The organism is Umezawaea endophytica, assembly GCF_025061645.1.
Classification (GTDB): domain Bacteria; phylum Actinomycetota; class Actinomycetes; order Mycobacteriales; family Pseudonocardiaceae; genus Umezawaea; species Umezawaea endophytica.
In genome coordinates, this window is record NZ_JANYMP010000001.1 from 232,078 (window position 1) to 243,932 (window position 11,855).

At 74.1% G+C, this 11,855-nt stretch carries 10 protein-coding genes; 5 read left to right on the forward strand and 5 right to left on the reverse strand.

The annotated features are described in order from the left end of the window. Positions 1-1,683: glycoside hydrolase family 127 protein (locus NZH93_RS00995; RefSeq protein ID WP_259620931.1), on the reverse strand; the 1,683-nt coding region annotated here is incomplete at its 3' end. A 163-nt stretch (positions 1,684-1,846) separates the two neighbouring features. On the opposite strand from NZH93_RS00995, the gene NZH93_RS01000 reads away from it, so the two are divergent. Continuing rightward, entirely contained in the window at positions 1,847-2,884 is a 1,038-nt protein-coding gene (locus NZH93_RS01000; RefSeq protein WP_259620932.1) for a LacI family DNA-binding transcriptional regulator, read from the forward strand. 15 nt (positions 2,885-2,899) lie between these two features. On the opposite strand, the gene NZH93_RS01005 is transcribed toward NZH93_RS01000, so the two are convergent. After that, the gene (locus tag NZH93_RS01005) at positions 2,900-3,244 is read right to left on the reverse strand and encodes an STAS domain-containing protein (protein ID WP_259620933.1); all 345 of its coding nucleotides are present in this window, start codon (positions 3,242-3,244) and stop codon (positions 2,900-2,902) included. A 164-nt stretch (positions 3,245-3,408) separates the two neighbouring features. Between NZH93_RS01005 and NZH93_RS01010 the strand changes: the two genes are divergently transcribed. Next, positions 3,409-4,353 (forward strand): anti-sigma factor RsbA family regulatory protein, encoded by a 945-nt coding sequence (locus tag NZH93_RS01010; RefSeq protein ID WP_259620934.1) that lies wholly within the window; start codon positions 3,409-3,411, stop codon positions 4,351-4,353. Positions 4,354-4,404: 51 nt separating this feature from the next. On the opposite strand, the gene NZH93_RS01015 is transcribed toward NZH93_RS01010, so the two are convergent. Beyond that, positions 4,405-5,829 carry a PepSY-associated TM helix domain-containing protein gene (locus NZH93_RS01015; RefSeq protein WP_259620935.1) on the reverse strand — a complete coding sequence of 475 codons (1,425 nt, stop codon included), beginning with the start codon at positions 5,827-5,829 and terminating at the stop codon, positions 4,405-4,407. A gap of 229 nt (positions 5,830-6,058) precedes the next feature. On the opposite strand from NZH93_RS01015, the gene NZH93_RS01020 reads away from it, so the two are divergent. From NZH93_RS01020 to NZH93_RS01030, 3 genes are all read left to right on the forward strand, one after another. Then, positions 6,059-6,625, forward strand: a complete 567-nt coding sequence (locus NZH93_RS01020) for an ATP-binding cassette domain-containing protein (RefSeq protein ID WP_259620936.1) — start codon at positions 6,059-6,061, stop codon at positions 6,623-6,625. Positions 6,626-6,911: 286 nt separating this feature from the next. After that, positions 6,912-7,763, forward strand: a complete 852-nt coding sequence (locus NZH93_RS01025) for a metal ABC transporter permease (protein ID WP_259620937.1) — start codon at positions 6,912-6,914, stop codon at positions 7,761-7,763. Further along, on the forward strand, positions 7,724-8,497 hold the full coding sequence (locus NZH93_RS01030; protein ID WP_259620938.1) for a metal ABC transporter solute-binding protein, Zn/Mn family: 774 nt from the start codon (positions 7,724-7,726) through the stop codon (positions 8,495-8,497). Before NZH93_RS01025 ends, NZH93_RS01030 begins: the two co-directional genes overlap by 40 nt. Before the next feature lie 40 nt (positions 8,498-8,537). Here the strand turns inward: NZH93_RS01030 and NZH93_RS01035 are convergent, their stop codons facing one another. Both NZH93_RS01035 and NZH93_RS01040 read right to left on the reverse strand, forming a co-directional pair. Continuing rightward, on the reverse strand, positions 8,538-10,103 hold the full coding sequence (locus NZH93_RS01035; RefSeq protein ID WP_259620939.1) for a class I adenylate-forming enzyme family protein: 1,566 nt from the start codon (positions 10,101-10,103) through the stop codon (positions 8,538-8,540). Continuing rightward, positions 10,100-11,839: a CoA transferase gene (locus tag NZH93_RS01040; RefSeq protein WP_259620940.1), complete on the reverse strand. Its 1,740-nt coding sequence runs from the start codon at positions 11,837-11,839 to the stop codon at positions 10,100-10,102. The genes NZH93_RS01035 and NZH93_RS01040 overlap by 4 nt, the downstream gene beginning before the upstream one ends. Positions 11,840-11,855 lie beyond the last annotated feature (16 nt).

Consider the following 11,855-nt stretch of genomic DNA (forward strand, 5'->3'; position numbering starts at 1 on the left):
GAGGTCACCGCCGTCGAGCGACTCCGCGCAGAGCACGACCGGGCCCCGTTCGACGGCGACGCAGCCCCGCACGGCGTCGATCCGCGGGTCGGGACGGGTGAACCGGGGCCGCATCGGCAGTTCGAGGCGGACCTCCTCGCCCGCGGTGAAGTCCCGGCGCACCACCAGGTCGCCGACCGGGACCGCGCGACGCCCCTCGGCCGTCACGAGCTCCGCGCCCGCCGCCCACGCGGGCACCCGCAGCGTCAGCGGCCACGCCCCGCCGTCGGTCCGGGTGATCCGCACGGTCACGGCGCCGTCGTCGGGGTAGCCGGTGCTCGTCGTCAACGCGACCCGGCGCCCGTCGGCCAGGCGCGTGTCCACCTCGGCGTCGGCGAACTGGTGCACGCGCAACCCGGCGTCGTCGGCCGTGACCAGGTAGGTCGACAGGCTCGCCAGCAGCCTGGCGGCGTTGGGCAGGCAGCACGACACCTCGAACCACGGCGCCCTCGGACCGCCGCCGAAGCCCAGCCGCTCCTCGTCGTCGGACGGCGTCCCGGTGGGGACGCGCTGGTGCAGCGTGTTGGCGTAGAAGAAGGACCGCCCGTCGTCGCCGACGGCCGTGGCGAGGACGTTGTAGAGGACGCGCTCGACGACGTCGCCGTAGCGCCCGTCCCCCGTCGCCAGCAGGAGCCGCCAGGCGAGCATGACCGTGGCGACCCCGGCGCAGGTCTCGGAGTACGCGCGGTCGGCGGGCAGGACGAAGTCGTCGCCGAACGCCTCGTCCTCGTGCCGCGACCCCACTCCCCCGGTGAGGTAGGTGCGCCGCGCCAGCGCGCGGTCGAACTGCTCGGCGACGGCGGCCAGCAGCTCGTCGTCGCCGTTCTCCACCGCCACGTCGACGGCGCCGCACGAGAGGTACAGCGACCGCACGGCGTGGCCGCGCAGGACGGTCGCGGTCAGCACCGGCACGTCGTCGCTGTAGTAGGACCAGCCGAGGTGGTCGCGGGGCAGGGTCCGGTGGCCGCGGCGGTCGAGGAACAGCGCGGCCTGGTCGAGGTAGCGCTGCTCGCCCGTCACCCGCGCCAGCTCCACCAGCGCGACCTCGATCTCCGGGTGCCCGCACAGGCCCCAGGCGCCGTCCGGGCCGAAGGTGTCGCAGACGTGGTCGGCGGCGCGGCGCGCGACGTCCAGCAGCGGCGCGGCGGCGCCCGTCCTGGCCCCGGCGACGGCCGCCTGGAGCAGGTGGCCGGTGCAGTACAGCTCGTGGCCGGACGCCAGGTCGCCGTAGCGGGGCCGCTGGCCGTCGCGGCCGAACGCCGTGTTCAGGTAGCCGTCCGGCGACTGCGCGGACGCGATGGCGGCGACCAGGTCGTCGACGCCGGGCACGGCGCCGGGGTCACCGGTGCGGCCGACCTCCCAGGCCATGGCCTCGACGAGCTTGTAGACCTCCGAGTCGGAGAACTCCCGGCCCCGCCGATCGGGTGAACCCCGGCCGCCGGTGGTGAAGTTGCCGATCCACCCGAGGCGGTTCATCCACGACCGCGCGTGGTCGAGCGTGGCGCTCCCGTTGACGCGCTGCCGGTCGGCCCAGAACCCCCCGGTGATCCGCACCTCGCCGAGCCCCAGCGGCCGCAGCGACCCGCGTGACGGCACCACCGGCCGCCCTCCCACGAGACCCGAGTTCCGCGACGTCACCGTCATCCGAAGACCTCCAACACCCGTGGGTGGGACCGTTCCCAGGGTTACAGTGGCCTCCGAAACCGCTTTCGGCAATAAACCATTCGTGTTACCGAATCATCACGACGAGTGCCCTGAAGTGCACCTACAATCGAATGACTGTCGAAACATCGTCGAAAGGCTTTCGGTGAGCAGACGCAGGTCCGACGCGGTGACCCTCAGCGACGTGGCGCGGCTGGCCGGCGTCTCGATCGCCACCGCCTCCAAGGCTCTCAACGCGCGCGCCGAGGTCGCCCCGGCCACCCGCGACCGCGTCCTGCGCTCGGCCGCCGAACTCTCGTTCCAGCCCAACGCGCTCGCCAGGGGGCTGACGTCCGGCAGCACCCGCACCATCGGGCTGCTCACCGACGAACTGGCCGGGCGCTTCTCCATCCCGATCCTGCTGGGCGCGGAGAACGCGCTGGGCAACGAGCAGATGTCCGTGCTGCTCTGCGACGCCCGCGGCGACGCCATCCGCAGGCAGCACTACATCCGCATGCTGCTGGCCCGGCAGGTCGACGGCTTCATCGTCGTGGGCGACAGCAACGACCTCCGCCCCTCGCTCACCCGCGACATCCCGGTGCCGGTCGTCTACGTCTACGGCGAGTCGACCGACCCCGCCGACCTGTCCCTGCTCGCCGACGACGAGGGCGGCGCCCGGCTGGCCGCCGAGCACCTGGTGTCGTTGCGGCGCCAGCACATCGGCCACATCACCGGCCCGCAGTCCTACCGGGCCGCGCGCGACCGGGTCACCGGGCTGACCGACGTGCTGACCGAGCACGGCCTCACCCTCGCGGGCGGCGGGCCGCTGCACGGCGAGTGGTCGCAGCGCTGGGGCAGGCAGGCGGCCCGGATGCTGCTCGCCACCAGCCCGGAGGTCGACGCGATCTTCTGCGGCAACGACCAGATCGCGACCGGTGTCGCCGACACGCTCACCGACCTGGGCCGGAGCATCCCGGACGACGTGGCCGTCGTCGGCTACGACAACTGGGAGATCTTCGCCGCCGACTGCCGACCCCCGCTGACGACGGTCGACCTCAACCTGGAGCAGCTCGGCGCGACGGCGGTCACCCACCTGTTCGCCGCGCTGGACGGGCAGGCCAGGTCCGGCGTCATCCGCCAACCGTGCAGGCTGGTCGTCCGCGACTCCACCGCGCCGCTCCCGCCACGGCCGGACCGCTCCTGAGTGGACGCGGCGGGTTCAGCGGGAGACGGGCCCGAGCGCGTCCGCGACGGAGTCGACCAGCGTCACGTGGCGGTCGATCCCGGCCAGCGACACCGTCCTGACCACCTGCCGGGAGCCGACCAGGTGGAACTCGACGCCGCGGTGGATCAGGCCCAGGAAGGACGCCAGGCCCGCCGAGTCGAAGAAGGTGACGGCCGCCATGTCGAGCACGACCACACCGGAGTCCGCGTCGACCTCGCCGAGCGACCGGTCGAGGGAGGGGGCGGTGTCGGCGTCGACCTCACCGGAGACGGTGACGACCACGGCGCCGGGCGAACGAGCTACGCTCACCAGCAACGTCTCGTCGTGCTCGCGTGCCACGAATGACCCCTTCCGCCGCTCCGCGCGTCCAGCGAGCGATTCCGAAGGACCCAGCGTAGCGCCACGGCGGGCCCGCGGCGTGGAGCGTCCACCCCGCGCGAGTCCGGCGTCCGGGCGATCACCGACTACTCTGCGCACAGCGGACCTAGGAGTGGAGCGGCACGATGAGCACGACATCGACTCGGTCGGCTGATCCGTTCGTCCACCCCGCGCTGTTCTACGGCGACGACGAGGCCTACCTCGCGGGCACCGTCCCGTTCGTCCTGGGAGGACTGGCCGCCGACGAGCCGGTCGCCGTGTCCGTCCCCGGCCCGAAGCTGCGGCTGCTGCGCTCCGCGCTCGGCGACGCCGCGGAGCGGGTCACCCTGCTCGACATGACGCGGGTCGGCCGCAACCCCGGCCGCATCATCCCCGGCGTGCTGCGGGCGTTCACCGACCGGCACCCCGACCGCCGGGTCCGGATCGTCGGCGAGCCGATCTGGCCGTCCCGCTCGGAGGCCGAGTACGCCGCGTGCGCCCAGCACGAGGCCCTGATCAACCACGCATTCTCCGGCACCGAGGTCACCATCCTCTGCCCGTACGACTCGGCGGGGCTCAGCGACCAGGCCCTCGCCGACGCGGTCGCCACGCACCCGACGCTGATCGACTCCACCGGCGAGCGCCCCAGCGAGGGCTACGCGCCGGACCGGGTCATCGCGCACTACAACCGCTCGCTGCCGCCGCCCTCCCCCGCGGCGGTCTTCACCGCGGTGCGGAGCGGGACGCTCGCGGCCGTGCGGCGGCTGGCCACCGAGTACGCGCGGCACCTCGGGCTGGTCGGGGAACGCCTCGACGACCTGCTGCTGACCATCAGCGAACTGGCCGCGAACAGCCTCAAGCACGGCGGCGGCACCGGCATGATCCACCTGTGGGTGGACGACCACCACGTCGTCTGCCAGGTCGCCGACAGCGGTCACATCACGGACCCGCTCGCGGGCCGCCTGCCCGTCCCGACCGACCAGCTCGGCGGCCGGGGGCTGCTGCTGGTCAACCACCTGGCCGACCTCGTCCGGGTGAACAGCACGCGGGAGGGCACCACCGTCGAGGCCAGGTTCGCCCTCCCCGCCTGACCCGTCGGCGGGGGTCGGCGCCCGTCCATCTCACGAGCGCCGACCGTCCGCTCAGCCCGCCTCGGTCCGACCGGCGCGGGCTCGGACCAGGCCGATCACCCCGTCGAGGATCAGGAAGGCGACCAGGCTGAGGCCCAGCAGCGGGATCGCCCAGCCGATCGCGATCAACACCAGCGGCGCGGGGACGACGAACCACAGCGGGAGCCGCTGCCACGTCCCCCGCTTCGGCGGCGCGCCGAGCGGGGCCCGGCGGTCGGCGCGGGTGGGTCGGCGCTGCCACCACATCCGGTAGCCCAGCACGATCATCGTCAGGATCGCGCCCGCCAGCAGGAACAGCACGGCCTGGTTGGCCACGCCGAACAGCACGCCCATGTGCGCCTGGATGCCCAGTGACGACAGCTTCGCCAGGAACGGGCGGTCGGCCCAGTCGGAGCGGGCGGTCACCGTCGAGCCCTCGGCGTCGACCGCGACCTTGTCCAGGCGGATCGGCCAGGTGTTGTCGGTCTGCGCCGCCGTCCACGCCGTGCCGGACGCGGCGGGGACGGTGAGTTCCAGCGGGCCGTCGAGCCCCGCGCCCCGTGCGGTGCCGAGCACGCGGTCGAACGCCGCCGCGTCCACCGGCGCCGTGCCCTCCTGGCCGCCGCCGTGCTCCGAGTGCTCACCGGACCCGCTGGTGCCGCCCGTGGCACCGGGCAGCGCGGTGTCGAGCACCGGCGCCTTCGCGTCGAGCGCCGTCAGCGCCGCCGTGAAGTTCTCGCCGGCGTAGGTCGACCAGGTCAACCCGGTGGCGGACAGGAACAGGGCGCCGAGCAGGGCCCACGTCCCGATGCTCGCGTGCCACGACCGGGTCCTGCGCACGCCCTTGGCGCCCTTCTCCGGCACCAGCAGCGCGCGACGCCGCGCGGTCCGCTTGCGGACGATCCACAGCACCAGCCCCACGAGCGAGAGCACCCACAGCCAGCTCGCCGCCAGCTCCGAGTACAGGGTGCCCGGCACGCCGAGGTTCAGGTTGCTGTGCAGGTTGTCCAGCCAGGTGGTGGCGGGCGTGGACCCGAACCAGGTGGTCAACTGCCCCTGCGACTGGGCGGTGTAGGGGTTCACGTAGACGGTCTTGCTGTACTCCTCCGGCAGCCCCGGCACGGCGAGCACCACCCGTGTCGTGGCGTCCGGGTCGCCCGCGACCAGCACACCGGTCACCGTCCCGTCCGGCACCGCGGCCTGCGCCGCCGCCACCTGGTCGGCGAGCGGACGCGGGGTGCCCTCCACCGAGGACACCGCCAGGACGTCGCCGTAGAGCACGTCGTCGATCTGCGGCGCGAGCGCGAACAGCATCCCGGACGCGGCGGCGATCACGAGGAACGGCCCGACGAGCACCCCCGCGTAGAAGTGCAGCCTGCGCAGCAGCGGTGTCACCGACAGCCGGGTCGGACCGGCCGTCTCTTCTGTTCTTCCGGCCTCGACGGCGGGAGCGGACATCGGCACCTCTTGGGGGAAAAGGACGGGGGACCTGGAGCAGTAGTCGTGCTCGACCGCCTTCCGGTTCCCGGCGATCCCGAGAAATCTTCGGGGGAACTCGGACCGCCCCCGCCGCGACTACTGGCGGGACCAGCGATCGAGCACGGGGGCGGACCGGGTGGCGGCAGGGCTTCGGGTACGTCTGGACGGGGTGACGTGCGCCCACGGGCGGAACACCGTGGTGCACGGGGTGGACCTGGTGGTCGAGCCGGGTGAGCGGGTCGCGCTGACCGGCACGAACGGCTCGGGCAAGACGACGCTCCTGCGGGCGGTGCTGGGACTGCACCCGGCCCGTTCGGGGGTGATCGAGGTCGGCGGCGTCCGCGCGGGCTCGGCCGCGGACTGGACCCGACGGCGTCGCGACGCCGCGTGGATCCCGCAGAAGCAGGCGGCGGGGCGGTTCCCGCTGCTGGCCGACGAACTGCTCGCCAGCAGCGGCGCGCCGGAGCACGCGCGGACGGCCGCCGAGGAACTGGGCGTCGGACACCTGCGGGGCCAACCGCTGCACACGCTGTCCGGCGGCCAGTTGCAGCGCACGTACCTGGCGCGCGCCATGGGCTGCGTCGCTGCGGGAGCGGGACTCCTGCTCGCCGACGAGCCCACGGCGGCCCTCGACTTCGCGGGCCAGGCCGACGCGGCGCGGATGCTGACCTCGCTACCGGTGACCGTCCTGGTGGTGACCCACGACCGCGCGGTCGTGAACCGCTGCGAACGCGTCCTGGAGATGGCCGCGGGCGCGCTGAGGGAGATCACGTGACCGGACTCCCCGACCAGCCCGGCGGTACGAGGCACCGCGAGCGCACCGGAACCGACCGCCCGCACCTCAGGCGAAACCACACGTACCGACTCCCCGACCAACCCGGCGGCCTCCGACCGCAGCGGGCACACCGGTGCCTTGAGGGCAACCTCGTGGCCCCACTCCCCGACCGGCCCAGCGCCCACCAGTACTTCAAGGAAAGCCACATGACCCCAGCACAACGGGCGCCAGTGGACCGCCGCGAGCGCGTCACGGACAGGGCCGCCCGCGCCTCGGGAGGGACCACGTGACCCAGTTGTTCGACCTGCTCGCGCTCGACGCGGTCCAGCGGGCGGCGTTCGCGCTGCTGCTCGGCGCCATCGGGCTGCCGATCGTCGGGGTCGTCATCATCGGGCTGGACATCGTGCCGGTGCGGTTCGCGATGATGCACATCGCCCTGCTGGGCATCGCCTTCGGTCTGCTGACCGGCGTGGACCCGTTGCTGTGCGCGGTGGTCGCGTGTGGACTGTCCGGCGCGGGCCTGGCTCCGCTGGCGCGCAGCGCCTCCGGGCTGTCCGGCGCGATGGGGTTGCTGATGAGCCTCGCCATCGCCGCCGCGCTGCTGGTCCTGTCGATCTCCGGGGTGAACGCCGCGGGCGCGTTCGAGCTGCTGTGGGGCTCGATCCTGGCGACGCGCACCGGTGACGTCGTGCTGCTCGGGGTGATCGCGGTCGTCGTGCCGGGCCTGTTCTTCCTGCGGCGCGGGCAACTCGCGCTGCTGCTGCACGACCGCGAGCTGGCGGCGTGCTCGGGGGTGCGGGTCGAGCGGCTCACGATGGTGCTGCTGGTGCTGGTCGCGGTCGCCGTGGCGGGGGCGATCCGGCTGACCGGCGCGCTGCTGGTCGACGCGCTCACCCTGCTGCCCGCGCTGGCGGCCCGCCGCATGGCCCACTCGCTGACCGGGATGGCCTGGTGGGCGGTCGGTTTCGGGGTCGTGGTCAACCTCGTGGGCTTCGTCCTCGCGCTGCTGCTGGACCAGCCGCCCGGCCCGGTCCTCGTCCTCTTGGCGGGGGTCCTCGCCCTCGCCGCCCACCTGATCCCCGAACGGAGAACACCCGAATGGCAGTCCTCACCCCGCGAAGCGGTCTCGCCGCACTGATCGCCTCGGCGCTGCTGCTGGCGGGCTGCGGGTCCAAGGCGGACACCGCCGCCGCGCCCGGACCGAAGGTCGTCGCCACCACGACCTGGGAGGCCGGGTTCGCGAAGGCCGCGGGCGCCACGAACGTGACGGTGATCGTGCCCCGGTCCGTCGCGCACGCCCCCGACTACGACCCGAAGCCCTCCGACCTCGCCGCCGTGGCCGACGCGGACTTCGTGCTGTTCGCGCCGTTCGAGGGCTTCGCGAAGAAGATCACCGACGCGGCCGGGTCCGGCGCGAAGACCGTCGAGGTCGTGCTGGACAACTCGCGCGACAAGGTCAAGGCCGAGGTGACCCGGCTCGGCGAACTGTTCGGTACCAAGGAGTCCGCCGCGAAGTGGGTCACGGCGTTCGACGCCGAGTACGCGAAGCTCGCCGACGAGGTGAAGGCTGCCTGGCCCGGCGGGCAGCCGCCGAAGGTCGTCGCGCAGGCGTTCGTCGGCTACGCGGCCGACCTCGCGGGCGCGCAGGTGCTCGGCTTCTACGGTCCCGAACCGATCACCGCGGCGCAGGTGGCCGACCTGTCGGGCAAGGCCCCGCAGTTCGTGTTCGAGAACACCCACATGAGCACCGGCACCGTCCTGTCGGACTCGCCCGCCGAGCAGGTGATGATCGTCAACTACCCGGCAGACGACCTCGACCTGCTCGGCGTCTACCGCGCCAACGCCAAGGCCATCACCGACGCACTGAGGTGAGCCCACGGGGTGGGGCGGCGGCGCCCCACCCCGCGCCGGCTCAGCCGATCCGGCGGCGCAGCGCGTCCTTGTCGACCTTGCCCGCCGGGCTCAGCGGCAGCTCGTCCAGCAGCACCAGGCGTTCCGGGTGCTTGTAGCGGGCGAGCCCCGCCGCGCCGAGGAACGTCCCCAGGCCGTCCACCGTCACGACCTCACCGTCGGCCACGACCAGGCAGGCGCACAGCCGTTCGCCCATCAGCTCGTCCGGCACGCCGACGCAGGCCGCGTCGCGCACGCCGGGGTGGCCGACGAGCAACTGCTCCACCTCGACCGGGCTGATGTTGTCACCGCCGCGGATCACGATGTCCTTGCGGCGCCCCACGACGTCGAGGTAGCCGTCGGCGTCGATCACGCCGAGGTCGCCGGTGCGCACCCAGCCGTCCGGGGTGCGGTGCAGCGCGTTGAGGTCGCCGTCGCCGAGGTAGCGCATGGGCGTCATCGGGCCGCGCGCGACGATCTCGCCCACCTCGCCGTCCGGCAGGATGCTCAGGGCGTCGTCGACGATCCGGATCTCCGCCACGGCGGGGTTGGGGCGGCCCGCGCCGGTGGTGCGCTCCGGCGGGTCGTCCAGCGCGGTGTGGCAGTTGACCCCGTCGGCGGAGCCGTAGACGTTGACCACGACGCAGTCGAACGCCTCCCGGCACGCCGCCGCGGTGACCGCGTCCAGTTGGGCGCCGCCGGGGGCGATCACCCGGATCGACGAGAGGTCGGTCTCCGCGAGCCGGGGGTTGTCCAGGAGCATCCGGAACATCGTCGGCACGCCGAACAGGTGCGTCGGCCGGGCCCGCTCGATCAGGTCGAGGGTGCCCTCGGGGCTGAACTTCGCCTGCGCCACCACGGTTCCGCCGTGCCGGGCGAGGGTGACGGTCGTGCCGTTGCTGCCGAACGACGACGCCAGCGGCACCAGGAACAGCGCGCGCAGCTCCCCGCCCGGCGGGATCAGCCTGCCGACGAACGCCCCCCGCCCGCCGAGCAGCGCGTTGTGGCTGTACAGCACCATCTTCGGCTCGGACTCCGACCCGGAGGACACCAGCACGCGCGCCGGGCCGTCCGGGTCGGACCGGACGGGGACGAACCCGTGCGCCGGCCCGGCCACCAGCTCGTGCGGTGCCAGGACGTGGCGCAGCGCCGGGAGTTCCGCCGCGAGCGCGCCGACGTGGGCGACGGCCGCGGGGTCCACCACCGCGGCGACGGCCCCGCTCCGGCCGATCAGCGACCGGGCCTCACGGGTGCCGCGCCCGACGGGGAACGGCAGGACCACACCGCCCAGCGCCGCGACGGCGAGGTCGACCGCGCACGCGTACCGGGAGTTCGCGAGCTGGGTCGCCACGACGTCACCCGGCTCCACTCCCCTGCCGCGCAGGGCCGCGGCCACGCGCAGCGCCAGCGCGTTGAGGTCCGCGTAGGTCAGCCCGCCCTCGTCGTCGATCACCGCGAGCCGCTCCGGGTGCAGGAAGGCCTGGACGGAGAACAGGTCGTAGAGGTCGCGGTCGGGGTAGAGGCCGAGTCCCGCCCACCGCCTGCGGAGGTCGGCCGGGACGAGGTCGTGCACTGCGGTGGCGGTCATCGGAGTCCCCAGGGTGTGAGCACGGCCGGACATCGGTCGGGGTCGAGGTGGACGGCGTCGGCGAAGCGCGGGTCGGTCGGGATGGTCGCGAGGTCGTCGGTCACCCGCACGGCGTGCGTTCCCCGGTCGGCGAAAGCCCGGATCGCGTCCACTGTGGACAGGTCGCGGACGTCGACATCGGGGTGCCCGTCGCTCGGGGCGCACCACCCGTCCGCGGTGCGCGCCGGACGGCGGAATCCCGGTGGCGGACGGCCTTCCGCCCTCAGGTGCAGCAGATCGGCGGCGGCCAGCAGCGAGGACTCGCACCGGACGCCCCGGCCGGTCCGTTCGCGCGCCAGCAGCGCGGCCACGGTCGCGTGGGCCCCGAGCAGGCCGCCCAGGACGTCGAGCAGCGTCATCAGCGACGGCGCCGGGGGCTCGTCGGCGGGGCGCAGGAGTTCACCGAGCCCGGTGCGGGCCTGCGCCATGAAGTCCGTGCCCATCGGCGCGTCGCGCAGCCTGCCCGCCCACCCCGAGGTGTGCGCGTGGACCAGCGCCGGGTTGACGGCGGACAGGTCCTCGGCGCCCAGCCCGAGCGACTCGGCCTTGCCGGGAGCCCAGTTGTGCAGGAACACGTCCGCCGTGGACACCAGCTCCCGCAACCGGTCCCGGTCGCGGGGGTCCTTGATGTCGATCTCCACGGCCGACTTGCCCCGGTTGAGCGCCAGCCAGCGGGCCGAGGTGTCCCCGCAGCTCGGTGGCATGCCACGCAACGGGTCCCCGCCCGGCGGCTCGATCCGCACGACCTCCGCGCCCAGCAGCCGGAGCAGGTGCGCGGCCAGCGGCGCCTGCACGCGCCGCCCGGCCTCCAGCACGACCACGCCGGACAGCGGTGACCCGTCGTGCCCAGGAGGAGGGCCGACGTGGTCGAAACCCCCGCCGAGCGGGGCGAGTTCCCACGCCGGGAGCGGCACGGACTCCGCGAGCCTGCGGGAGTGCGGCACCAGCTCGCAGACGCTCATCGCCGACCGGTCGGCGTGCTCGACCAGTTCGGTGAACCGGAGCCGCGCGGCGGCGCGGGCCAACTCCTGGGGCAGCGGCGCGGCGGCGGTGGCGTAGCGGAACTGGAACGGCCGCCAGCCCACCGCCACCGCGTCCCGCGGCGCGCCAACCCGTGCCCAGAAGTCCGACCACACCGCGGGATCGAGCGCCTCGACCTCGAACAGCGTGCCGTCGGCGCTGCGGAACGGCGGACCGCCCGGTCCGATCGGCGCGGCCTCCCCGTCCGGGGCGCCCGCCGCCGCCAGGTACTGCGACACGGTGAGCAGCGCGGCCTGGGCGACGCTGGTGGTGACGTCGCGCGCCGTGCCGTGGCGCAGGAGCGCCAGCCGCTGCGCCAGCAGCCCGGTCCCGGCCAGCACCCCGGCCGCCGTCCCGCAGTAGTCCAGCCCCAGCCCGGCGGGGGCCCCGGTGGCGCGGCCGTGCACGTGCGCGGGTCCGCAGACCGCCTGGGCGCTGACCTCGTCGACCACGTCCCCGCCGCGCACCGGCCCGGCCCACTCGACGTCCACGCCGCCCGCGCCCGCCACCTCGACCCGCGCGGAGAGATCGGCCGCGTCCGGGAACCGCGCGACCACCGCGCCCGACTGCTGCAAGAGCGCGCCGAGGACGTCCGCCGCCGCCGAGGTCCCCCGCACGGTGATCTCGGTTCCCACCAAGGGCGGATCGGTCGACGTCCGGTCGAGGTGCGGGGTCACGGTGCCTCCAGGGGTC

Bases quoted from the DNA above. Each gene is read 5' to 3' on its own strand.
- NZH93_RS01010 (WP_259620934.1), top strand. From the start codon at position 3,409: ATGAGCACGACATCGACTCGGTCGGCTGATCCGTTCGTCCACCCCGCG.
- NZH93_RS01015 (WP_259620935.1), bottom strand. From the start codon at position 5,829: ATGTCCGCTCCCGCCGTCGAGGCCGGAAGAACAGAAGAGACGGCCGGT.
- NZH93_RS01035 (WP_259620939.1), bottom strand. From the start codon at position 10,103: ATGACCGCCACCGCAGTGCACGACCTCGTCCCGGCCGACCTCCGCAGG.
- NZH93_RS01030 (WP_259620938.1), top strand. From the start codon at position 7,724: ATGGCAGTCCTCACCCCGCGAAGCGGTCTCGCCGCACTGATCGCCTCG.